This is a genomic window from Bacillus shivajii, from assembly GCF_020519665.1.
In the GTDB taxonomy this organism is placed as follows: domain Bacteria; phylum Bacillota; class Bacilli; order Bacillales; family Salisediminibacteriaceae; genus Bacillus_CA; species Bacillus_CA shivajii.
Map to the genome: position 1 here is coordinate 834,231 of NZ_CP084703.1, position 22,976 is coordinate 857,206.

The 22,976-nt window shown below is 36.6% G+C and carries 21 protein-coding genes and 1 riboswitch; of the genes, 11 read left to right on the top strand and 10 right to left on the bottom strand.

The window, feature by feature from the left end:
* Positions 1 to 25: 25 nt before the first annotated feature.
* Complete coding sequence (locus LGQ02_RS04005) at positions 26 to 2,284, bottom strand: sensor domain-containing protein (RefSeq protein ID WP_226516943.1); 2,259 nt, start codon at positions 2,282 to 2,284, stop codon at positions 26 to 28.
* 250 nt (positions 2,285 to 2,534) lie between these two features.
* Here LGQ02_RS04005 and LGQ02_RS04010 point away from each other — a divergent pair, with 250 nt between their 5' ends.
* From LGQ02_RS04010 to LGQ02_RS04030, 5 genes are all read left to right on the top strand, one after another.
* Positions 2,535 to 2,900, top strand: a complete 366-nt coding sequence (locus tag LGQ02_RS04010) for a YuzC family spore coat inner layer protein (protein WP_226516944.1) — start codon at positions 2,535 to 2,537, stop codon at positions 2,898 to 2,900.
* Between the two features lie 148 nt (positions 2,901 to 3,048).
* A complete protein-coding gene (locus LGQ02_RS04015) occupies positions 3,049 to 3,441 on the top strand; it encodes a C40 family peptidase (RefSeq protein ID WP_226516945.1) in 393 nt (130 codons plus the stop codon).
* A 169-nt stretch (positions 3,442 to 3,610) separates the two neighbouring features.
* Positions 3,611 to 4,609 (top strand): DoxX family membrane protein, encoded by a 999-nt coding sequence (locus LGQ02_RS04020; protein ID WP_226516946.1) that lies wholly within the window; start codon positions 3,611 to 3,613, stop codon positions 4,607 to 4,609.
* A gap of 347 nt (positions 4,610 to 4,956) precedes the next feature.
* On the top strand, positions 4,957 to 6,684 hold the full coding sequence (locus LGQ02_RS04025; protein ID WP_226516947.1) for an ABC transporter ATP-binding protein: 1,728 nt from the start codon (positions 4,957 to 4,959) through the stop codon (positions 6,682 to 6,684).
* The gene (locus LGQ02_RS04030; RefSeq protein ID WP_226516948.1) at positions 6,677 to 8,518 is read left to right on the top strand and encodes an ABC transporter ATP-binding protein; all 1,842 of its coding nucleotides are present in this window, start codon (positions 6,677 to 6,679) and stop codon (positions 8,516 to 8,518) included. Before LGQ02_RS04025 ends, LGQ02_RS04030 begins: the two co-directional genes overlap by 8 nt.
* A gap of 346 nt (positions 8,519 to 8,864) precedes the next feature.
* Here the strand turns inward: LGQ02_RS04030 and LGQ02_RS04035 are convergent, their stop codons facing one another.
* The 5 genes from LGQ02_RS04035 to LGQ02_RS04055 all read right to left on the bottom strand — a co-directional run bounded on the left by LGQ02_RS04035 (position 8,865) and on the right by LGQ02_RS04055 (position 13,803).
* On the bottom strand, positions 8,865 to 9,260 hold the full coding sequence (locus LGQ02_RS04035) for a cytidine deaminase (RefSeq protein ID WP_226516949.1): 396 nt from the start codon (positions 9,258 to 9,260) through the stop codon (positions 8,865 to 8,867).
* A 134-nt stretch (positions 9,261 to 9,394) separates the two neighbouring features.
* Entirely contained in the window at positions 9,395 to 10,045 is a 651-nt protein-coding gene (gene deoC / locus LGQ02_RS04040; RefSeq protein ID WP_226518214.1) for a deoxyribose-phosphate aldolase, read from the bottom strand.
* A gap of 88 nt (positions 10,046 to 10,133) precedes the next feature.
* A complete protein-coding gene (locus LGQ02_RS04045; protein WP_226516950.1) occupies positions 10,134 to 11,348 on the bottom strand; it encodes a NupC/NupG family nucleoside CNT transporter in 1,215 nt (404 codons plus the stop codon).
* Positions 11,349 to 11,696: 348 nt separating this feature from the next.
* Entirely contained in the window at positions 11,697 to 12,635 is a 939-nt protein-coding gene (locus tag LGQ02_RS04050; protein WP_226516951.1) for a DNA-binding transcriptional repressor DeoR, read from the bottom strand.
* A 718-nt stretch (positions 12,636 to 13,353) separates the two neighbouring features.
* Positions 13,354 to 13,803, bottom strand: a complete 450-nt coding sequence (locus LGQ02_RS04055) for a V4R domain-containing protein (protein ID WP_226516952.1) — start codon at positions 13,801 to 13,803, stop codon at positions 13,354 to 13,356.
* Between the two features lie 122 nt (positions 13,804 to 13,925).
* Between LGQ02_RS04055 and LGQ02_RS04060 the strand changes: the two genes are divergently transcribed.
* Positions 13,926 to 15,551: a sensor domain-containing protein gene (locus LGQ02_RS04060; protein ID WP_226516953.1), complete on the top strand. Its 1,626-nt coding sequence runs from the start codon at positions 13,926 to 13,928 to the stop codon at positions 15,549 to 15,551.
* A 3-nt stretch (positions 15,552 to 15,554) separates the two neighbouring features.
* Here LGQ02_RS04060 and LGQ02_RS04065 read toward each other — a convergent pair whose 3' ends face one another.
* Positions 15,555 to 16,262, bottom strand: coding sequence for a Crp/Fnr family transcriptional regulator (locus LGQ02_RS04065; protein ID WP_226516954.1), 708 nt, complete (start codon positions 16,260 to 16,262; stop codon positions 15,555 to 15,557).
* Positions 16,263 to 16,482: 220 nt separating this feature from the next.
* A riboswitch (cyclic di-GMP riboswitch) is annotated at positions 16,483 to 16,567 on the top strand.
* 69 nt (positions 16,568 to 16,636) lie between these two features.
* Here LGQ02_RS04065 and LGQ02_RS04070 point away from each other — a divergent pair.
* Both LGQ02_RS04070 and LGQ02_RS04075 read left to right on the top strand, forming a co-directional pair.
* Positions 16,637 to 18,823: a sensor domain-containing phosphodiesterase gene (locus LGQ02_RS04070; RefSeq protein WP_226516955.1), complete on the top strand. Its 2,187-nt coding sequence runs from the start codon at positions 16,637 to 16,639 to the stop codon at positions 18,821 to 18,823.
* A gap of 241 nt (positions 18,824 to 19,064) precedes the next feature.
* Positions 19,065 to 20,528, top strand: a complete 1,464-nt coding sequence (locus LGQ02_RS04075; RefSeq protein ID WP_226516956.1) for a flavin monoamine oxidase family protein — start codon at positions 19,065 to 19,067, stop codon at positions 20,526 to 20,528.
* A gap of 4 nt (positions 20,529 to 20,532) precedes the next feature.
* On the opposite strand, the gene LGQ02_RS04080 is transcribed toward LGQ02_RS04075, so the two are convergent.
* Complete coding sequence (locus tag LGQ02_RS04080) at positions 20,533 to 20,856, bottom strand: hypothetical protein (RefSeq protein WP_226516957.1); 324 nt, start codon at positions 20,854 to 20,856, stop codon at positions 20,533 to 20,535.
* A 160-nt stretch (positions 20,857 to 21,016) separates the two neighbouring features.
* Here LGQ02_RS04080 and LGQ02_RS04085 point away from each other — a divergent pair, with 160 nt between their 5' ends.
* Positions 21,017 to 21,481: an Hsp20/alpha crystallin family protein gene (locus tag LGQ02_RS04085; protein ID WP_226516958.1), complete on the top strand. Its 465-nt coding sequence runs from the start codon at positions 21,017 to 21,019 to the stop codon at positions 21,479 to 21,481.
* A 6-nt stretch (positions 21,482 to 21,487) separates the two neighbouring features.
* On the opposite strand, the gene LGQ02_RS04090 is transcribed toward LGQ02_RS04085, so the two are convergent.
* A complete protein-coding gene (locus tag LGQ02_RS04090) occupies positions 21,488 to 22,033 on the bottom strand; it encodes an Hsp20/alpha crystallin family protein (protein WP_226516959.1) in 546 nt (181 codons plus the stop codon).
* A gap of 59 nt (positions 22,034 to 22,092) precedes the next feature.
* On the opposite strand from LGQ02_RS04090, the gene LGQ02_RS04095 reads away from it, so the two are divergent.
* On the top strand, positions 22,093 to 22,308 hold the full coding sequence (locus tag LGQ02_RS04095; protein WP_226516960.1) for a hypothetical protein: 216 nt from the start codon (positions 22,093 to 22,095) through the stop codon (positions 22,306 to 22,308).
* Positions 22,309 to 22,318: 10 nt separating this feature from the next.
* On the top strand, positions 22,319 to 22,639 hold the full coding sequence (locus tag LGQ02_RS04100) for a hypothetical protein (protein WP_226516961.1): 321 nt from the start codon (positions 22,319 to 22,321) through the stop codon (positions 22,637 to 22,639).
* Here the strand turns inward: LGQ02_RS04100 and LGQ02_RS04105 are convergent.
* Positions 22,627 to 22,974 (bottom strand): hypothetical protein, encoded by a 348-nt coding sequence (locus LGQ02_RS04105; protein ID WP_226516962.1) that lies wholly within the window; start codon positions 22,972 to 22,974, stop codon positions 22,627 to 22,629. The genes LGQ02_RS04100 and LGQ02_RS04105 overlap by 13 nt on opposite strands.
* Between the last annotated feature and the right edge of the window lie 2 nt (positions 22,975 to 22,976).

Here is a 22,976-nt window from a genome sequence, read left to right on the forward strand (position 1 = left end):
CAGGATACCTCGTTCTTTTTACGTTTTATTTAAATGTAGCTTCCAATTCTTCTACTGTCATCGGTTTTGCGAAGTAATACCCTTGGCCAGTGTGGCAGTTATGTTGTTTCAAAAACTCGGCTTGTTCAACCGATTCAACCCCTTCAGCAACAAGGTTAAATGATAAACGATTTCCTAGGTCAATGATCGATTGGATGATTGCTGCTTTTCTTTGATTTGAATGAACGTCTTGAATAAAGGATCGATCAATTTTTAATATATCTACAGGTAAGCGAGATAGCATGCTTAAAGATGAAGAGCCAGTGCCAAAGTTATCAAGTGCAACTTTTCCACCAATGTTTTTAAACATTTGTAATACCTCGATTTCTTCCGTCATATCACTTAATTCGCTCTCAGTCATTTCAATTTCGAGGTACTGTGCCTCCATGTTCGTTTTCGTTAAAATATCTTTTATATCACCGAGAAAGCATTCATTTCTTAGGTGTATTGGTGATACATTTATTGATATTGGAACAGCGACGTTAAAGGCTTCTTGCCACCTTTTGTTTTGCTGGCAAGCTTCATACAATACCCATTTCCCAATTTCAGTGGTCATGCCTGTTTCTTTTGCTAAAGGTAAAAATTCACTTGGCAAAATGAATCCAAGTCGTGGGTGTTTCCAGCGAATGAATGCTTCGAGTGCTCGTAATTCACCAGTCTTCAGGTTATATTGCGGCTGGTAATACAATACAAATTCATCGTTATGAATGGCATGTTTTAAGCCTGTTGCTAATTGATGTTTTCTATTTAATTGTCTACTAGGCTCATTTGTGAAAAATTGATAATTGTTTTTCCCACGGTCTTTTGCCACATACATTGCTGTATCTGCATTTTTAATCATGCTTTCAATTGTCTGACCACCTTCTGGATAAAGGCTAATCCCAATACTGAGTGTTAAGTAAAAATCTTGATTGTTAAATGTAAAAGGTATAGTAAGGCATTCTAAGATTTTCGTAGCCACTTGGGCTGCTTCTTTTTTCGTTGCTCGTTCTAATAAAATGAGAAATTCGTCTCCCCCTTGACGAGCAATCATTCCTTTAGATTGGACGGTGTTTTTTAACCTTTCTGATACCTCTTTTAATAAAAGGTCCCCAATATGATGTCCCATGAGATCGTTCACCATTTTAAAACCGTCTAAATCAAGAAAGAAAAGGGCAAGTGATTGTTGTTGTTCTTTCGAACGTTGAAATGCATCTTCTAGTTTTTGTTCAATTTTATATCGGTTTGGTAAGCCAGTGAGTGAATCGTGATAAGCTTGGTGTTCTATTTTTCTTCTTGAGTCGTTTATCGTATGAACCATTTCATTGAAACGGTGAATTAACTTTGTTATTTCAGGGTAACCATTTACCGTTATTTCTTTATAGTTATTTGTCGGAAGGTGATACGACCGGTTATCGTCTGTCATCTCTTGATGCGAATGAGTGAGTTTATCAAGAATTAATTTTAACGATTGTTCTGTTTGTTTTCGTTCTGTAATATCATTTCGGATGGCAATGTATTGATAAGGCTTTCCGTCATCATTTAAAAAAGGAACAATTGTTGTATAAACCCAGTAATACGTACCGTCTTTCGCTAGATTTCTTACTTCTCCTCGCCAAATATCCCCTCGTCCGATCGTTTGCCACAGATCATTAAAAAATTGCTTTGAGTGATAGTTAGAATTTAACATGCGGAGATTTTGTCCAATCAGTTCATTACGACGATATTTCGAAATCTCGCAAAAGGTATTATTCACATATGTAATAACGCCTTTCTGATCTGTAATTGCAATAATTGTTGATTCGTCTAATGCATATTTAATGTCCATTAGTTCTTTGTGAGATTGGGTAAGTTTATCTAGAGCGCGCGTTAAAGTATGTCCTGATTTGTATTGATTGTTTATGTCAATACCTATCGAAATATATTGATCTATGTTTCTTTCTTCGTTTATTAATGGAACAACCGTTGTGTGCAATGAAAAGTGGTTACCATCTTCTGTGGACAGTGTCATTTCACCTCGCCAAATGTTTTTTTTATTAATCGTGATATGTATTTTTTTGAAGAAAACATGAGAGTAACTGGTAGGATATAGGATGTTTATATTTTGTCCTATTAATTGAGTTCGTTTGTATTTTAGCGATTTACAAAGGTGATCATTGACGTACATGATTGTTCCGTCTTTATTAGTTATAAGAATCATCGAAGATTTGCTCAAAACATCCGTTATATCTTCATTTAAATCGCTAAACAAAGGAGTCTTCGTCATCGTTTCTCCTCCTTTTCGGTTTGTTCGTAGGTGTTCATTTCAAAACGTTTAATCATTCTAAGTAATAGTATAAAGGTACTATTTATTTCTTATTTTACTAGACTTTCTTATGTCATTTCTAGGTATTTTTTCTAAATATACTACAAGCACATGTTATTGTGATTGGTTATGATTTGCAATTCACTTTATATAGGTGTTTTACATATATTGTATAAGATTATGAAAGCGAACATTGGAGGTCGTATATTCCGTGTTTTATCAAGGATATTACTATTACCCTTATTACTGTTATTACCCTTATTATCGGTCGAATTCATATCCCCCTGTAGATATTGATATTTTTCAACAATCGATCCAGGAATTTCAGCAGTTGATGGAGGACGGCTCTTTAGTTTTAAATAACCTTAGAGAATCCCCAGATAAAATGGAGCAATTAATGGAGGCTGCTCAAGCTGGTCAAGATGAAAAAGTCAATGAAGTCATAATGTCTACAGGTGTTGAAACGGTTGTTGACACGAGTTATACACCCACTTCTGTCACATTTACGCTTCGTACTGATGAAAATGTTGGCCCTAGATGCTGTACATTAACGATGAATTTAGTTTGGGGGTTTTAAAAACAATTCGCTAATGCGGATTGTTTTTTGTCTCTATTGGCGAGTGCTTTAATATAAAAATACTTATCTCCTTTCTTGTCCAAGCAATAGCAAGGAAATTGAATAAGATAAATTATTGGAATCGAAAGTGTAGCAAGGGGAGATAAGCATGCTGGTGAATAAAGTGATTGGAACAGGATTGTTATATATAGGCACTCCTTATGTGTTTAATGCAGTTCCGTTTCAAACGAATTCTTTCGATTGTAGTTCGTTTATTCAATATATTTTTTATATGAATGGGGTTGAACTCCCACGAAACTCCAGGCAGCAATTTTTAGTGACTAAAAAGGTACGTGTTAAAGAATTGAAAAAAGGGGATCTGTTGTTTTTCACTACTCGAAAGAGTCAGAAGAAGCAAGGAATAGCAAAGGTAGGACATGTTGCCCTTTATATAGGTGAGGGAAGGATTCTTCACACTTCTCGTCATACAAAACAAGTGAAAGTTGAAAAGATAAATAAACATTTAAAGAAAATGTTCTTAGGAGCAAGAAGAGTCGTTTAAAGGAGTCATTTTTCACAAGGTGCATAGAACCAGGAAAAGATTAGACAGGTTCTATGCCCTATGACTGAGAAATAGTGGATACATATAAACGCTTCGGTTGAATGTTTCTTGCTCATGGTGGGAATAACAAGGTTTGTAAAGGTAAGTATATCCATAATGAGGTGTATGAATGAAGAGATTTGTTGTTGCTTTCATTGTATTTTTAGGTATGGTGACCATTCCTATTGTTGTTCATGGACATGTGAAGTGGTTTACTGAACAAGAAGCTGAAAGAGAGGTTATTGAAAATATCATTACGCCGCTATTTATTGTGATTGCAATGATAACAGCTGTCGTTTTGGCGATCTTGCCGCAAGTATTACCTAGACTTATGTCGATTCCGTTATTAAAGAAGATCGATGTAAAACTGGAGAGGTTAAGACCTTTTACTTTTCCTATTTTGCGTTATGGTACGGTTGTGGCTCTCATTATTCAAGTACTAACTGGGGGTTTGTTTGCTCCCGAGCTCATTCACCCTGGAGGCCTTACTGTTATATTAACATGGATAGCTATTGGTACATTGTTAATTCCCCATCGATATGCAACGCGCTTAGGAGCATTCATTCTTTTTGGCTTATTTGGCGTGATGGTTGTTGAATATAGTGTTTTTCATATGATTGATTACGTATTTTACATAGCAATCTTTTTTGCACTAATCGCGCACCAAACAAAATGGTCAGAGTGGAGTTTTCCTCTATTATACTTAATGACTGGGCTTTCACTTTGTTGGGTTGCTGTAGAAAAATGGGTATATCCAGCGATGTCAGCGGATATTATTGCAAGTCATGGCGTACCTACTTTCGGATTTTCACCAGAACTATTTGTTAATTTAAGTGCATTTATTGAGTTTGTTGTCGGCTACTTGTTAATTGTTGGGATATTAAACCGGCTGCTTGCTTTTGTGTTGACAGGGATCTTTATTATGACGACAACTCTGTTTGGTGTTGTTGAAATTATTGGGCACTTTATGATTCACATTATTTTAATTACATTCATTATTGAAGGAGTCTCGTTTTATAAACCACCGATAAAAGTCCATGAAAAAACAATTGATCAAATGATATTCGTATTTCTAAACTTTATCTTTGTACTCTCAACCTTTGTATTAATATATTTTAGATTTGCATAAACGTCATTTCGTATTAACCAAAGTGCCTGGCACCTGGAGACGATTTTCCAGGTGCCAGGCACTTGGAATTATATGGATTTACTTTATGTAAATTAATTTCGGTTTTCGAAGCATTTTTTCCTGATTCCCTCTCATTTTATGATAAAGTATTATTAGACTTTCTTTGTTTTCCTTGTGTAAACGTATTTTCAGAGTTTATCATTGACATTATCGAGTGTTGAAGTGGCTCACACGTAGATGTCTGAAAATTAACACTAGTGAAAACTTCGTACTTGTCATCATTAAATAATATTAAAAGCTCGAGGCTCATAGTTGTCATAGAGTGAATCATCTTTGGGGGATCGAACATGAAGAGAGTATTTTCGTTTTTAGGGCCGTACAAATTACCGGTTTTTATTGCCTTATTTTTAACATTAATTGAATTAGGGGTAGAACTCGTTCAACCACTTATCATGGCGAGAATTATTGATGATGGTGTTTTAGCTGGTGACATGAGTGTTGTCCTCATGTGGGGAGGAATACTTGTAAGCTTTGCACTCATCGCATTCGCTGCAGGAATTACGAACTCGTTTTATGCCGCGCATGTTAGTCAAAATACGGGTTTTGATTTAAGAAGCAAGCTCTTTGGAAAAGTGCAATCATTTAGTTTTTCTAATTTTACAGAGCATCCGACATCTTCATTAATTACGCGGATGACACACGATGTAACTCAGATACAAAATACGATTTTTATGAGTTTGCGCATCATGCTTCGAGCACCATTACTTGTTATAGGCTCAGTGATTATGGCACTGATTGTCAATTGGCAGCTTGCTCTTATTCTTGCAATCTCTGTTCCTTTACTTGTTGGCTTTCTCATTTGGGTCATGAGTAAGGCTGGACGTCTCTTTAAAGCTGTTCAACAGAAGCTTGATAAAGTAAATGGGGTCGTACAGGAAAACTTAATGGGGATTCGTCTAATTAAAGCATTCTTAAGAAGACATCATGAAGGAAAGCGGTTTACCAATGAAAGTGAAGATCTACGTAACCGCACAGTTTCTGCATTACGTGTTATCGAAACAACGATGCCAATCATCTTGCTTGTGATGAACGTTAGTATTATCGGTGTCCTTTGGTTTGGGACTGTCAATTTAAATACAGGAGGGGCATCGGTTGGGGAAATCGTAGCGATTGTTAACTATATTACTAGAATGACAGGTGTTTTATCTGTTTTCTCAATGATTGTGATGATTTTTTCTCGCGCAAAAGCATCAGCTGAGCGTATTTCAGATGTACTTGAAACGGAAGTCGATCTAGTGGATGGAAAGGGAGCTTTATCGAAACATTCAAATGAAGGAAAAATCACTTTTGATTCAGTCAACTTTAAGTACCCAGGAACGACGACACCTGTTTTGCAAAACATAAGCTTTGAAGCAAAACCAGGAGAGAGGATAGCCCTTCTTGGAGCGACTGGTTCGGGAAAAACGTCGTTATTCCAGCTTATCCCAAGGCTTTACGATGTCGATGATGGAAAAATCTATTTTGATCATACAGACATTTCAACGATGAAGCTGGATGACTTACGGAAAAGAATCGGCTATGTTCCACAAGAGGCGCTCTTGTTTACTGGTTCGATTAAAGAAAACATATCATGGGGAAAAGAAAATGCGACATTAGAAGAAATTCAAGAAGCAGCGAAACACGCGCAAATTCATGAGACGGTTGATGGATTGCCAGATCAATATGAGACGATTCTTGGCCAGCGTGGTGTGAATTTATCAGGTGGTCAAAAGCAACGTATTTCAATCGCTCGAGCACTCGTAAGAAAACCATCTGTTTTACTCTTAGATGATAGTACGAGCGCGCTTGACGTAAAAACAGAAGCAAAACTACTTGATGCGTTAAAACAATATCAATGTACAACACTGATGATTACACAAAAAATGAGTACGACGATGCGTGCAGATACAATTCTTTTATTAGAAAACGGTGAGATTATCGCCAAAGGAAACCATGAGGAGCTCTTACAGCATTCAGATCTGTATCAGCAAATCTATGAATCTCAGTTTGGAAAGGAGAAGGTGCACGATGTTTAAAAATCTTATTAAACCTTTCCAACATGAAAAAATAGAAATTTTCGATGAACATGAGAGTGGCGGTGACGAGAATAATAAAAAAAAGCCACGAGCAGAAAACTGGGCAGCAACGTTAAAGCGGATTTGGAAATACTTATCAGAAAGTAAAGGAAGGCTTACTCTCGTCTTAATTATGATTTTCTTAAGTTCAGCCTTTGCTTTACTAGGTCCACTCGTTGTCGGTTTTTCAATTGACCATTTTGTTATGGAGCAAGATTTAAGTGGCCTGCAATTAATGATTGTCTTATTAGCAGCGATTTACCTTCTCCATTCATTGTCTGTTTTTTTACAGCATTTTTGGATGATTCGGGTGGCGCAAAAAACGGTCTATACCTTGCGAACTGAATTGTTTCATCACTTGCATAAACTGCCGATCCCATTTTTTGATAAGCGTCAGCAAGGCGATATCATGAGCCGGGTAACAAATGATATTGAAAATGTAAGTAATACGTTAAATAGCTCGGTTATTCAAATTTTTGCAAGCTTATTAACGCTCATTGGGACATTATCTGTCATGCTTTGGCTCAGTCCATTATTAACACTCATTACTGTGCTGATTATCCCAACGATGTTTCTAGGCTTAAAGTGGATCACGAAGCGAACGAGTAAACTATTTAAAGAGCAACAAAAAAATCTCGGAAACATAAATGGCTATATACAAGAAACGATGTCTGGCCAGCGAATTGTCAAAACGTTTTCTCAAGAAGAAAAAGTAATTCGTGAGTTTAAAGAGAAGAATAAGAGATTACGCACATCAGGTTTTTGGGCGCAAACGATATCTGGATTTATTCCGAAATTGATGAATATGCTTAACAACTTAAGTTTTGCCATAATCGCTGGAGTCGGCGGTATTCTTGTTCTTAACGGCCAAATAAGTGTCGGGGTTATTGTCATTTTCGTCGAATATGCGAGGCAATTTACTCGCCCGTTAAATGACTTAGCGAACCAATTTAATACACTGTTATCCGCAATTGCTGGAGCAGAGCGCGTATTTCAAATTATGGATGAAAAAGGAGAACTTTCTGATGAAGATGGCATGAAGGAACTTGATCATGTTGAGGGCGAAGTTGCTTTCGAACATGTGTCATTCTCTTATGAAGGAGATGGGGATACGGTTCAAGATATCGACTTCAATGTTCAAAAAGGGGAGACCGTTGCTTTTGTTGGACCAACGGGTGCAGGGAAAACAACGTTATTAAACTTATTATCTCGTTTTTACGATCCGACAGATGGGCAAATTACAATCGACGGTCAAAATATTGGAGAGTTAAAACGAGAAAGTATTCGAAAACATATGGCGTTTGTCTTACAAGATTCCTTTTTATTCGAAGGAACGATTCGCGAAAACATTCGATATGGAAGGTTAGACGCAACGGATGAAGAAGTTGAAGAAGCTGCGAAACTAGCAAATGCTCATACGTTCGTTACTCGAATGCCTGATGGATATGATACGAAAATTAATGCAGAAGGTGGAGGAATTAGCCAAGGTCAAAAACAGCTTCTTTCGATTGCACGGGCGATCTTAGCAAACCCAGCCATTTTAATTTTAGACGAAGCAACGAGTAGTATTGATACAGTGACAGAGATTAAAATTCAAGAAGCACTGCAACGCCTTATGAAAGGTCGCACAAGCTTCGTCATTGCGCACCGTCTAAATACGATTCAACAAGCAGATAAAATTATTGTGTTAAATGAAGGAAAAATCATAGAAAGTGGTTCTCATGAAGAGTTACTGGATGAAAATGGATTTTATGCAGACCTTTTCTATAGCCAATTGAAAAAAGAAGTCGTTTAAAACCTTCGTTTAGAAAAAGCCCCCTAGAGCTTATGAGCTCTAGGGGGATCTTATTATGTAAAATTAGCAAGGGGTGCCACCCAATTTTTAAAACAAGTTATTTTCTGGTTAGACTTTTAAGCAAAAGACTTTGCACTATGGCTGCAGAAAAAAGTGATGTTCTTTGATTGAATGAGCAAAGGCCCGCAAGACTCCAGCGGAAGAAACGAGCCAAACGAGACCCCACAGGCTCATGCATACCATCTTGAAATCCTGCGAAGAGCCGAGGAGGCTCGTGGATCGTCCGCGGAAAGCGAGCGGGCTGTAGCGAATGGTAACAAGATTTAATTTGTATCAGTATAGCTATTTACATTAAATCTTCTTTAGAAAAGGCAGCTGGTAAAAGCTCGCTCACGGTGATTTCTTTGATGTCACCATTTAAATTTGCTAAATAAATGATCATATTTGGTTCACAAAGTTCAGTAATAACTTGTCTACATGCTCCACATGGGGGAACGGGACGATTAGTATCAGCGACAACGGCTAAAGCTGAAAATTCTCTTTCTCCTTTTGCGTATGCACTGAATAATGCGGTACGCTCTCCACAGTTACACATACTATAAGCAGCATTTTCAACATTACATCCATGAAAAACTTCTCCATCTTTCGTCAATAGAGCAGCCCCAACTTTAAAGGTTGAATAAGGAGTATATGCACGCTCTCTAGCAACGATTGCTTCTTTAACTAATGCTTCTTTTTTCATATTTATCTCCACCTTCAGAATTGATTTATGACATCTAACTAATTAGTTGATGATATAGAGACTTTTAAAGGGTGTGGAAAGGTTCTTTAAAGCCTTTCCCACACCCTTTTCGCAATTAGTTAGAACTCAATGAATTAATAGTCAGAAGTTGATGTTTCTCCGTTTACAATGGAAACCCCAGAACTAGCACCAATTCGAGTTGCTCCTGCTTCACTCATTGCTTTTGCATCAGCTAGACTTCTAACGCCACCAGATGCTTTTACACCGATTTCAGGTCCAACAACCTTTCTCATTAGTGCAATATCTTCAACTGTTGCTCCACCCGTTGAAAAACCAGTAGATGTTTTTACAAAGTCAGCCCCTGCTTTTACAGATAAACGACAAGCACGCTCTTTTTCTTCGTCTGTTAGAAGGCACGTTTCGAAAATGACTTTCGTTAATGCTTTACCTTTTGCTGCTTCAACAACGGCACGAATATCACGCTCAACAAGCTCGTCATTTCCAGCCTTTAATGCTGCAATATTAATGACCATATCGACTTCTGTTGCACCTTTGTTAATAGCGTCTGTCGTCTCAAAGGCTTTGACTTCAGGAGTGTTTGCGCCTAAAGGAAAGCCAATAACTGTACAAACGTCTACTCCAGAACCTTTTAATAATTCAGCTGCAGTTTCAACCCAAGTAGGATTTACACATACAGATGCAAATTTGTATTCGTTTGCCTCAGCACATAGTGCTTCAATTTGTTCTTTGGTCGTTTCTGCTTTTAACGCTGTGTGATCAATCATTTTCGCTAAATTTGTCAATTTCATCTACCCTTTCAATGATAACTTTTTTTAGAATTCATAGAGAAAAAGATTCTCTGAATGTTTGTTATTAAAATAGCATTCCTGCAATGGATGCACTTAATAGGGATGCTAACATACCTGCTAATACAGCTTTAAGACCAAGTTTTGCAATGATTGGACGTTTATTTGGTGCAAGGTTCCCTAATCCACCAAGTAAAATACCCATAGAAGATACGTTTGCAAAACCACAAAGTGCAAAACTAATAACAACTACAGCTTTTGGAGAAAGCTCATCAATTGATGGTGCAAATGATGCATAAGCAACAAATTCATTTAAAATTAACTTTTGACCAATAAATCCACCAGCTTGAACTGCCTCAGCCCAAGGTACTCCAATGGCAAAAGCAAGCGGTGCAAAGATGATTCCTAAAATCATTTCAAGAGTTAACCCTTCAAAACCGAATACGCCGCCAACAGCTCCTAAAATACCATTCATTAACGCGATTAACGCGATGAATGCAAGAAGCATTGCACCAATATTCAATGCTAACTGTAGTCCAGTACTTGCACCTCGTGCAGCAGCATCGATGACGTTTGTTGACTCTGTATCCTTTTCCATCTTCAGCTCATCAGATGTCTCGGACACTTCTGTTTCAGGTACCATAATTTTTGCAATGATTAATCCAGCTGGAGCAGCCATAAAACTAGCAGCTAGTAAATATTCGAGTGGTACTCCTAATAATGAATATCCAATTAAAACAGAACCAGCAACAGAGGCTAATCCTCCAGTCATGACGGCAAAAATTTCAGACCTTGTCATTTTGTTTAAATACGGTTTTACAACTAAAGGCGCTTCTGTTTGCCCTACGAAAATGTTTGCAGCTGCAGATAATGATTCTGCTTTACTAGTACCTAAGAGCTTCGAAAGTAAGCCACCTAGAATTTTGATAACAAATTGCATAACTCCAATATAATAAAGAACAGAAATTAATGCAGAGAAGAAAATAACGACAGGTAATACTTGGAATGCAAAAATAAAGCCAACATTTTCAGCTTCAAATAATCCACCAAATAAGAAATCAATTCCTTCATTTGTATAATTGATAATTTGAGTAACCCCTAAAGCAAGTTGCTGTAAGGCTTCTTTCCCAGTTTCCCATTTTAAGACGATGAATGCGAAAGTGATTTGAATCGCTAAACCACCTAGAACTGTTCTAGGTTTAATCGCTTTACGATTGCTAGAAAATAAAAACGCGACGAAAAATACTGTAAAAATACCAAAGATACCCCAAATAATATTCATGTTGTTCACCTCAATAGTTTAATAGGTTTATTCTAAAATGAAAGTGTTTTCAAATTTTCTTGTCTTTCACTTAAAATTTTCATGATCATGATCAGTACATACTTAATATAACAGATTGTAAGAACTTTTGTAAACGCTTTATTGAACAAATGTTTAATAGAATATATTACCAAAGCCGAAAAGAGTTGTTCTATCGCTTTATTTGTCGTATTTTTAAATTTAATGTCGAATTAAATCGAAAAAGTCTAATTATTTTGCACTTTTGTTCCGTAACCTTTTGTACAAATGTAAAAAAGTGATTGACTCATTTGAAGTCAATCACCTTTACGAAAGAAGGCTATTTATTTGTTATGAATCTAGTAAAAATTTAGCTGTAAATTGATCTGTCACTAAAACGTTTGCATAACCGCCGTGCAATGCCCCTTGAATGCCCTTTATTTTTTGGGAGCCTCCGGCAATTAAAACGGAATAATCCTTTTTTTTAAGTTCATCAAGCTCAATTCCTAATGTTCGGTTGTTTAATTGCTCATGGCATAATCGCCCTTTAAGATCGAAAAAACGTGAACATATATCACCAGCTGCTGTTGACTGGATGGCAGTCATTTCTTCATCAGTAAAGTACCCTAACTGAAACAACAATGATTCAGATTTTGTTGGTCCGATAGTAAATAAAGCAATATTTGCTTGGCGACCAAGATCTAAAATTTGTTTAATATGCCGATCGGCTTCCATCGCTTGTTTTACGACAACGTGGTCGACAATCGCAGGTAAAGGAAGGTGGTGGGGTGTTGTGTGATAGGCTTTACCAAATAGGTAAAGGATTTCACTCATATAGTTGTTGGTCTCAGAGTGACTAACCCCACCTTTTAATTGGACAACTTTGACATCCTTTAACGCTTTTTCCTTAAGAGCGACAGATGTGTGATAAAGTGTCGACCCCCATGTTACCCCGATAATGTCCCCGTCTTGAACAATTCTGTGTAAAAAGTTGGCAGCTGTTTCTCCTAAATACTTTTTTATCACGTTATCTTCGTACTGTGGAACAGGAGAAACAATTGCTTTTTTTAAATTGAACTTTTGTTCAAGTTTTGTTGTTAAGTTATTAAAGTCTTCGGAAGGATCATTAATATTAATTTGAACGATACCTTCTTCTTTTGCTATTTGAAGAAGCCTAGAAACCGTTGGGCGTGATACACCTAATTCTTTTGCAACCTCAGATTGATTGTAATCTAATAAATAGTAAAGTTTAGCTGCTTCAATCGCTTTTGTTAACTTATCATTTTCCATACGATCACCTATATATTGAAAGTATGTTCAATTATAGCAAACAATGATAAGGCTTTCATTAGTAAATATTGTAGCTTAATGATAAAACAATCATACTTGAACTCTATTAAAGGTGAATATATTGTGGCAAATATCGATGATTTCTAGAAAGTTATGTTTATTATTTGAATCAATTTCATAATTACGTTTTTTTCGCAATGAAACGAATGAAATTATAATTTTTTCATTAAATGTACGTTTTATTTGTACTATCATAATTTATAAATTTATTGTCGATAGATAAGTGCCTCTTCCTCTTCAAGCACTTCTTGGAAGATGATGCGTCGAGGCAGCTCGAAGAATATTCGGAGAAGCGAATGCTCGGTGCTCCTGCGGTTACTCGTCGCAGATAAACAGTGCTCCTGCGGTTACTCGTCGCAGATAAACAGTGCTCCTGCGGTTACTCGTCGCAGATAAACAGTGCTCCTGCGGTTACTCGTCGCAGGTGAAGAGTACTAAGAATCTCTTTAACGATAAGCCAAGTTTTGTTTAGAAGTGAACGTAACAAAAGACGGCGACTCCCAGAGGGTCAACGCAGTCTGAAGATCCACTTAGGCGAAGAATTGTCGAGCCTAAGTTAGCTGAAGACAAGCCCTCGGGAAAGCGTCCGTCTGAAGTGGAGTTCACGCTCTTCATTCGGAATTTCCCATCTTATTTTGAGTTATGAAATTCATTCATTTTACAAAAATTTTATTTTGTACTCACAATTGTTATCACCGTTAACATTGCATTTCACTTCTCGAACATTTACTTGTCCTTGATAAATATTCGATAATGCTCCTTCTAAAATGGCCCCCTCTAAGTCACAAACCATGTTCCCTTCATGAACTGGAAGCCCTTCGCAAAAGCAATCTTTTATCGCAACATGGACTTCGTTATCATTTTTTTCAATTACTCTTGGAATTCCAATTTCTAATGTCTTAAACATGTCTAACGTATCTTCAATTGATTGAACCGGTAAACTTCCACCGATTTTTCTTCCGATCGTCAATGTTGTACTTTTTCCTTTCATAGGAAGTCCTTGATACATTCCTATTAATCTAACGGAACGAAAGAGTTCCAATGGTACGGAGTTGCCTAAATCTTTTCTTTTTATTTTCTTCATATCATCAAATGTAAATAGATCCATCTATTATCACTCCTCTTTGTTGTTAATGCCATTATTACAGTGAATACATAAGAAAACATTGATATAAATCAAGGAAGCATTTTTTAGATGAGGTATGCTTCACTATAAAGAGGTGTTTAACGATGGACATGTATCAGACAAATAAAGATAATTGGAAAAAAGCATTTGATCAGCTTTCATCTGGAGTGTTAATCATAAATAGGCGAGGAGATGTGCAATATGCTAATGATGAGTTTCTTAAGGTTAGTAGTTATTCAAAAAATGAGTTAATAGGAAGGAACGTAGCGGAGTTTTTTTCAGGTAGAGGTCAATTAATAGAAAAAGGTCACCGAGAAGTTTCCCTCAAAAGAAAAAATGGCGGAACAGTTTTACAGTGGATTCAAGTTAATCCAATCGAAGATGCTGATGGTCGAGTTCGTCAATCCGTGATTTTGTTATCACCTTGTCAGCAATGTGGTGTTGATCCATTAACGCAACTCCCGAATCGTCATACACTCGAACAAGAAATGGAAAAGTTATTAAAGTCTGCAAAAAATCAAGATTCTTTATTTGCGGTATTATTTCTAGACCTCGACCGATTTAAATTTGTTAACGACACACTTGGCCATTCCGCTGGTGATTCATTGCTAAAACAAGTAACGGAACGGTTAAGGAAAACACTTGATCATAGGCATTTAATTGCGAGAAATGGTGGAGACGAATTTGTATGTTTATTAAACGATTTACGCTCTGAAAAAGAAGCTGAGAGAATCGCTAACAAAATCATTGAAGCCTTTCGTACACCATTTTCATTAAAACAAACAGAGGTTTATATGACAACTAGTGTTGGAATAAGCTTATATCCATACGATGGAGATGATCATGAAACGTTAGTGACAAATGCAGACTCAGCAATGTACCGAGCGAAAAAAAGCGGAAAGAACAAAATAAAAAAAGCAGAGGTAGAAATGAACGCAGGTGCATTTGAACGATTATTAATTGAAAATAGTTTACAAAGAGCACTGGAAAATGATGAGTTTACACTCGTTTACCAACCACAATTAGATTTGACTCTCAATAAAGCAACAGCGTTTGAAGCATTAATTCGCTGGGATCACCCTGACCTAGGAATGATTTCACCTGCTGACTTTATTCCAATTGCAGAAGAAACTGGGCTAATTATTCCTATTGGAGACTGGGTGTTACAAACGGCTTGTAATCAGATAAAAGAGTGGGAAAAAGAAGGTTACTCTTCGTTACGAGTGTCAGTCAATCTTTCAGCACAGCAAATTTTTCAAAAAGGATTAGTAGAAAAACTCAAGGATATGCTCCGAAAAACAAAGGTCCAACCTCATTCATTGGAACTAGAAATAACGGAAAGTATGTTTATACATGATGTGAAATCTGTTGTATTAACGTTACATCAATTAAGGGAACTTGGTGTTCGGATTTCAATTGATGATTTTGGTACAGGTTATTCTTCCTTAAGTTATTTAAGAAATTTGCCTGTTGATCATTTGAAAATTGATCGTTCATTTATCGCTGACATTGAAACGAACCCAAGTAGTAAAGCCCTCACAAATGCGATAACGATGTTAGCTCATGACCTTGATTTAAAAGTTGTTGTTGAAGGAGTTGAAACAGCAAAACAGCTCGATTATGTAAAAAACTCTTCGTGCGACGTTGTTCAAGGCTTTTATTTTAGTAAACCATTACAAGCCAATGATGTACGAAACTTTTTAATAAAACAGGTGAGTAATCGTTTGTAACATTCAACAATCGTATCTTCCAGCGAATGCTTCAAGTTTTTCGCGATTGATAATTTCAATCTCATTACGACCGTGTAATTTGATCATTTGCTGGGATACGAACTGGACGAGTTTCCTGCTTAATGTTTCCGGTGTCGTTCCTATTAATGAAGCGGTATCTTTTTTTGAGATAGGAAGGGAAAATGTATCATTGTCCGGGTTTACTTTTTCGTTAAAAAGCAATAGTACACGTGCTAGACGCTGGTCAACTTCTAATAAACTCATAGAGCTAACCCACTCGTCTGCATAAAATATGCGATCATTTAATGTATCTATAAAGCGCAGAGTCATATTCGGGTTGAGTTCCATCGTTCTGATAAACCCTTGTTTTTCAACTGTACAAACAACTGTATCCTGAAGTACTTCAGCGTTAGCATAATGGTTTTTATTATGCACGAGTGCAAATTCTCCAAAGAAATCCCCAGGGAAAAGTAACCGGATGATCTGTTCTTTTCCATCCTGTGAAATCTTCGAAAGCTTTATTAAACCTTGATGAATGATGTAAAGAGATTCTGAAGGATCGCCTTCTCTGAATATGTACTCCCCTTTTTTATATTTTCGGCTGTTCTTCGCTTCTTTAATTAGTTGGAGTTCACTATCGCTCATACCTTCAAATACTGGGACGGAATGGATACAGCTATCAAGGTGACCATGATGGTTTTCGCAGCCCATGTTTAAAACCTCATTTCTTGTTATATATAATAACTTCCTATAAAACTATTTTAACGAGTACTGCCTAAGCACGTTGTGACCTAAATCGCTTTAGCAAAACAAGTGACAGTTTTAGAAATAAATTGTAAATCGTCTATTAAACTTTCCTTTATATATGTTATTATACAGATATAGGTATTTTGATCCAGGTAGTATGTATGATTATCAAAACAAAGAAATAAAACGATCAGGGCAAACCTTCAGAAATGAGGGGACGCAAAACTATAGGGGCTAAAACTTTACAGTCAAGCCAGCCAGGTGCCGTTTTAGGGGAAACACATCCTAATAAACGGGTGTGTTTTTATTTGTATTCAAACGAAAGGAAAGTACTTGATATGAATAAAAGCACAGAGAATACAGACTTATTACAGGCACAAAATAATATTCTCGAGATGATTGCAACAGGTCAGTCATATAGAAGGGTGTTAGAACGAATTACTTTTGTCATTGAAGGGTTTGTACCTTATTCGGTATGTTCCATTCTTATTTATAATGAGAAAACGAATCAGTTAGAAAATGCGGTCGCTCCTAACCTTGATGAAGAATATGTCAAAGCGGTTAATGGCATTGATATTGGAAGCAACGTTGGATCTTGTGGGACTGCGGCTTTTTATAAAAGAAATGTGATTGTAGAAAATATTGCAACCGATCCACTTTTTAGAGATTACCGTTCTCTACCATTGTCTTACGGGTTAAAAGCTTGCTTCTCAATACCGGTTTTATCATCTGAGAGAAATGTGTTAGGGACGTTTGCTTTATATTATCGTGAGTCAAAAAAGCCTACTGATTATGATTTGCAGCTTCTTCTAACGTTTTCTCATCTGGCAGCTGTTGCGATAGAGCGGAAGAAAACGGAAGAAAAACTTTACGAAAGTGAAAGAAAATATCGGTTAATTACTGAAAATGTAACGGACTTTGTAGGGATCCTCGATTCGAAGGGAGCGTATGTATACACATCCCCCTCTCATGAGAAGTATTTAGGATATTCTCCGGATGAGCTTTTAGGTACACTTGGATATGAGCATATGCATCCAGAGGATGTGACTCGTGCTTGGAAATCATTTGAAAAGTTAAAAGAAACAAATGAGCCACAAAAAGTTTCCTATCGTTTTAGAAATCGACAAGGAAAATGGCTATATTTAGAAGGATCTCTCTCTCCAATTTTTGAAGAAAATGGGGAAGTAGGTCAATATCTATATGTGTCGAGAGATATATCAGACCGTAAAAAATCCGAAGAAAGGATTTACCACTTAGCATATTACGACAAGCTGACACAAGTTCCAAATCATTGGAAACTTGTGGAGTACTTTCAAGCTATATTAAAAGAACAAAAAGATCAACCACTTGCATTCTTGTATATTGATGTGAATCGATTTAAATATGTAAATGATACGTTGGGAAGAACTTATGGTGATGACTTGTTAAAACTCATTGCGATACGTTTATCCTCATATTTTGATCATGTGTTTCGGATCAGTGGAGATGAATTTGTCATTATTTTAAACAATACGAAAGCCAATGAGGCAAATCATCACGTTCAACGGCTGCTTGAGATCTTTGAACCCCCTATTTATTTAAAGAACCATGACTTTCATATGGGGTTAAGTGTAGGTCTCAGCATGTACCCGGAGCACGGCGAGACTGTTGAGGAATTAATGAAAAATGCGAATGTTGCCCTTCGTTATTCTAAGAAAAGTAACCATAGTCAGTACCAGTCCTTTACATACGAAATGAGCCATGAAATGGACCGAAAAATGGAGCTTGAAAGCCAGTTACGTTTTGCATTAGAAAATAATGATTTTACTCTTTATTATCAACCACAGTTAGATAACGAAACTGGTCAAATTATCGGTTCTGAAGCACTGCTCCGATGGAAAAATCCAGTTTTAGGACATATCTCTCCAGCTGATTTTATTCCTGTAGCAGAAGAAACAGGGTTAATCGTTCCGATTGGAAACTGGGTGCTTAAAGAGGCTTGTAAACAACAAAAAAAGTGGTTAAATGATGGGAGCTTGTTAAAATCCGTCTCTGTTAATTTGTCTGTAGAACAATTTTATCAAGATGATTTAGTACAGGTCGTAACAGAAGTTTTAAAAGAAACAGAGTTGGATCCAAATAATTTAATATTAGAAATTACAGAAACAGTGATTTTAGAAAAAAACGATGTAGCGATTCGAACGTTAGAGCAGCTTCGATCAATGGGTGTGAAAATTGCTTTAGATGATTTTGGAACAGGTTATTCTTCATTGAATTACCTTAAAGACTTACCGATTGATATATTAAAAATTGATAAATCTTTTCTTCATGATATGGATTCTGACCCTAAAGCAAAAGAAATCTTATCAATGATTATTGCTCTTACAAGAAAATTAGGTTTAAGAGTCCTAGCTGAAGGAGTAGAAACAGAAGACCACTTCCAATTTTTAAAGGAACGACAATGTCATGAGGTTCAAGGGTTTTTCTTTAGTGCACCGATCCCTAGTGAACAATTCACACAATTATTAAAGGTGAAAACTGTTTAAGGAGAATTTTTCGATGCATGTAATCTAACATTTAAAAAAAGAATTCAGAAAGGAAATCCTTTTCTTTTTATTCTCATATCAGTTATATCGTTAAATAACTGCTTTTAAAAACCTCACAGCGTGAGGTTTTTTAGTTAAATAATAATTATTATGAAAAATATGGAAAAAAATCATGGTATTACATTTATTATATATATATGTTTATAAGGGATGTTGTTTATGAGGATTGGAGGGGGTCTAATTGTCAAGCGAATTGACTATTGATCGGATGCTTTCAATCATTCGGTATGGATTGGGGAAAACAAATAATCCGAAAAAAGTAATCATTATAGGGGCAGGAGTCTCAGGGCTTGTAGCGGCTTCCTTGTTAAAAGGAGCTGGACACAATGTGGTTGTTTTAGAAGCTGATGATAGAGTGGGAGGTCGTGTATTCACGGTAAGGAAACCTTTCTCAGACGGACTTTACTTTGAGGCTGGAGCTATGCGCATTCCTCATACACATTATTTAGTGTGGGAATATATTAAAAAGTTGGGCTTAAAGATACATCCTTTCATAAACGCTACCCCGAATGACATGATGTATGTAAATGGAATTAAAACGCGACTTTGGTATTATCAGCAGAATCCAGATATGTTTGGCTATCCGTTAGATCCACGTGAAAAGGGGAAAACTGTAAGAGATTTTTTAGATGAAATTTTTACTCCAATACTTCCATTACTAACTCGCTATACACCACAACCGATCTATTCATTTCTTGATCCATATACCTTTGACTCTTTTCTACTTCGAAACCCGTATCAACAACAATTATCATCAGGAGCTAAGGAGAAAGTAAAAACACTTTTTGGGATACATGGTTTTTCAGAGTATAATATTATGCACATTGCACGTGCATTTAGACCTTGGCTTGAACCGGATATCGAATTTTATGAAATTGAAGGCGGAAATGACCAACTCCCATATCATCTTCTAACTCAATTAGAAGATGAAGTACGTCTTAAACAAAAGGTTACTAAGATAAAACGTGATCCAAATTCTGTAACTGTATTTACACAAGATCAAAACGCGTTAGAGGAGTCAGTATTACATGGGGATTATGCGATCATTACACTTCCTTTTTCCGCATTGCAATTAGTGGATATTCAACCGCGGGAGGCATTTTCTCGAAAAAAATGGAAAGCGATCCGCGACCTTCGCTATATCCCTGCAACACGAATAGGCATGGAGTTTAGAAGTCGTTTTTGGGAAAAACAAGGGCTTTTTGGCGGGCATACAGTGACGGACCTTCCTAGCAGGTTTACGTACTATCCTAGTCAAGGACTTGGTGACCCAGGGCCTGCGGTCATAACAGGAAGTTATACATTAGGGTCTGATACATTACTATGGGATAGCCAATCAGAGGAAGACCGTATAAAATTTTTACTAAATAATTTAGCGAAGATTCATGGCGATGTTGTATATAAAGAGTTTGTAACAGGCTATTCTTTTAGTTGGAGACAGCAGCCTTACATTGCTGGAGATTTAGCTGCTTTTAAAAATGAGGATATGACTCAGATCTATCCATATATTTCGGCACCAGAAGGCAAAATCCATTTTGCAGGTGAGCATACCTCTACTCATCCTGCATGGATTGAAGGAGCGGTTGAATCAGGTGTTCGTTCGGCATTCGAAGTTTATCAATCCTCAAAAAGTTATACCAACTAGAGAACTATTTTTTCCAAGTATGTGGTATATGTTTATTATCAAATAAAACGATTGTTCCATCCGATTTTTCATCATTATTTTTCTTTACATTCTCTTGGTGAGAAGGTCTACTGAAGTTGTTTCCTAGGTTTAACGTTCCACTTAATTCTTTTATGTCAAGGCTATCTAGTCTGAATGATAGGTCTGCTAAGTCGAAGTGTTCTAAATTTAAGTGATGAATTTCAATGTAAACATCGACTTTTTCTTTTTGTTGTAATGTTTCCTGTAGTCGGGCAATTTGTTGTTCGAGAGCTTGGATCCTATCATTTGGTTTATGGTTTTCTGTCATAACAACACCTCATTGTACAAAGCCATTTAGTACAAAAATACGTACATGTATCTAAAAGTATTCATAACAGTTATGAATGCATCACCTTTCTTCTAAATACTGTATGTTTCGCATATAGTGGGTATAAGGTGTCTATACGTACCCTTGAGGAGGTGGTTTTGTGAGTAAGAAAGATCCATTTGTGAAAAAAACGATTAATGATGGAAATACAATGGATTGGGAAAACATGCAAGAAAAAGTGGAAGGCGTGCTAGGGGAAGACTTTTGGAATGATATTATGAAGGTTGTCCCGAGACGAGGACCATTTATTGACTTTTTCGAAACGGGATCTGAAGGGGTCATTATTGTGGAACTTCCAGGGTTGGAGTCGCAAAATCACATACAAGTAAATGTCTCAGGAAATCAGTTAATTTTAGTTGGGCATATCCCTTATCCATATCCGGTCCCGAAAGAAGAATTAAAAATTAGTGAACGCTATTATGGGAATTTCAAAAGAGCTATTCATATACCATTTTCATTTAATCCAGATCAAATATTTGCTCATTTTAAAAATGGACTTTTAGTACTTAAAGTACCGAAAGTCCATCAAGAAAAGCATGTTGATATTACATTTGACCATGAGTAAAACTGACTAATCAAAACGGATCGGAATTGGATTAGGTGTCTCGTTTCGTCTTTTTTTGAGGCGGACTTCAATGATATGATCTTTATATTTCGCTGCAACCCTTTTTTGACTAGGAACTTCAGGTAATGTAATCGTAATTTCTTCTTGAAAAGGGTGCCCTCTCACGATTAAGCGATGATGAACGATCGATAGGCTAATATCGTCAACACTTGATTCTGAAGGAAGCGAAATTCGAACAATCATGTAATCATGCATTTCGAATACTTTGTATGGAATCGATGCAGATGTATGAAACGGTTCGTTTGATTCTTCGTTCTCATGTGTTTCAGCTTCACGGTTTTCGTTTTGATATGGGAGTGAATTTTTTATAATATTTTCCACATAGTCATTGATTAACTCGCTCTGTTCAAACATTTTAGGGTCAAAAGGCATACCTTGAGCATTTTTTCCAAAAAGATTCGTTGGGTCAAAACCTTGTTGATCTTTTTGTTGTAAAGGATTAAACCCTCCGTTTTGAAGAGGGTTAAACATCTTCCATAAATTAAATAACATTGTTTGGCCACTCCTATTTTAATAAATCTACATTTTGGTGGAGAGGAGGTTGTTTTTACTTGGTTAGAATTACCTTCGATGACTTATCGATTAAGCAAATCATGAATTCGTCTGGCGTATATGCAGGCGATAATATTCAAATCTCATATAAAAGTACACGTAAGATAAATGAGGGAATGGGAACGACAAGTGGTGATGTAAATATTGCTGTGAATAACCGGCATTTAGTGATGGATCCAGATACGTTTGATTTTTTTCTGACTGACAATGATTAGAGGTGATTCAATGACGTTTCTTTCACCGAATTTTTTTATTGGAAATATAAGGATTGGGACGATTGAAGGAGCATCATGTTTAAATATGGGAAACAATTATCCTGCTAACTTCCAAAGTCATAAAAAGCATAATCAAGGTTTTGGATCGATTAGTGGTGATCATAACTCGTTGGAAGGTCTTCGTTCCATTTTATCTGATCCAGATGTCATTGATGTTCTGACAAATAGCAATACAGATGAACTTCCAGCCGTTGTTCAAGAAATGTTAGAACACCAAATGGAACAAAACTCTTCTCATCAAAACGTTTCTATAAATGATCAAAAGAAATAAGTTGGAGGCGGTCCTTGACGGGCTGCTTTTTTCTCTATACTTGGATTGTTATTTCCATTATTTTCGTTGTCCCAATCCCCCAAACCATTCCAATTTTCATCCCCGCCTCCTCCTACAAAGATGGATGAGTCAATATAGTCGTTATCATAAATGACATTCACGACGTGAGCCATGATATTACAATCCCCAACCATGGAACCTGCTGCAGTATTGGTTTTTCCTTCAATTCCCCATTCAATTTGTAAGTTCTCCCCAATGAAAATTCCCGAACATGCTGACACAGATTGAACATTGATCGAATCGAACATAATGTTTTTTGGTGGTTTTGGATTCATAT

Excerpts from the sequence above, each read along its gene's own strand:
- LGQ02_RS04090 (WP_226516959.1), bottom strand. The coding sequence starts at position 22,033 with ATGTTATTTAATTTATGGAAGATGTTTAACCCTCTTCAAAACGGAGGG.
- LGQ02_RS04060 (WP_226516953.1), top strand. The coding sequence starts at position 13,926 with ATGGACATGTATCAGACAAATAAAGATAATTGGAAAAAAGCATTTGAT.
- LGQ02_RS04015 (WP_226516945.1), top strand. The coding sequence starts at position 3,049 with ATGCTGGTGAATAAAGTGATTGGAACAGGATTGTTATATATAGGCACT.
- LGQ02_RS04050 (WP_226516951.1), bottom strand. The coding sequence starts at position 12,635 with ATGGAAAATGATAAGTTAACAAAAGCGATTGAAGCAGCTAAACTTTAC.
- LGQ02_RS04025 (WP_226516947.1), top strand. The coding sequence starts at position 4,957 with ATGAAGAGAGTATTTTCGTTTTTAGGGCCGTACAAATTACCGGTTTTT.
- deoC (WP_226518214.1), bottom strand. The coding sequence starts at position 10,045 with ATGATTGATCACACAGCGTTAAAAGCAGAAACGACCAAAGAACAAATT.
- LGQ02_RS04030 (WP_226516948.1), top strand. The coding sequence starts at position 6,677 with ATGTTTAAAAATCTTATTAAACCTTTCCAACATGAAAAAATAGAAATT.
- LGQ02_RS04005 (WP_226516943.1), bottom strand. The coding sequence starts at position 2,284 with ATGACGAAGACTCCTTTGTTTAGCGATTTAAATGAAGATATAACGGAT.
- LGQ02_RS04105 (WP_226516962.1), bottom strand. The coding sequence starts at position 22,974 with ATGAATCCAAAACCACCAAAAAACATTATGTTCGATTCGATCAATGTT.
- LGQ02_RS04045 (WP_226516950.1), bottom strand. The coding sequence starts at position 11,348 with ATGAATATTATTTGGGGTATCTTTGGTATTTTTACAGTATTTTTCGTC.
- LGQ02_RS04070 (WP_226516955.1), top strand. The coding sequence starts at position 16,637 with ATGAATAAAAGCACAGAGAATACAGACTTATTACAGGCACAAAATAAT.
- LGQ02_RS04080 (WP_226516957.1), bottom strand. The coding sequence starts at position 20,856 with ATGACAGAAAACCATAAACCAAATGATAGGATCCAAGCTCTCGAACAA.
- LGQ02_RS04100 (WP_226516961.1), top strand. The coding sequence starts at position 22,319 with ATGACGTTTCTTTCACCGAATTTTTTTATTGGAAATATAAGGATTGGG.
- LGQ02_RS04065 (WP_226516954.1), bottom strand. The coding sequence starts at position 16,262 with ATGGGCTGCGAAAACCATCATGGTCACCTTGATAGCTGTATCCATTCC.
- LGQ02_RS04020 (WP_226516946.1), top strand. The coding sequence starts at position 3,611 with ATGAAGAGATTTGTTGTTGCTTTCATTGTATTTTTAGGTATGGTGACC.
- LGQ02_RS04035 (WP_226516949.1), bottom strand. The coding sequence starts at position 9,260 with ATGAAAAAAGAAGCATTAGTTAAAGAAGCAATCGTTGCTAGAGAGCGT.
- LGQ02_RS04055 (WP_226516952.1), bottom strand. The coding sequence starts at position 13,803 with ATGGATCTATTTACATTTGATGATATGAAGAAAATAAAAAGAAAAGAT.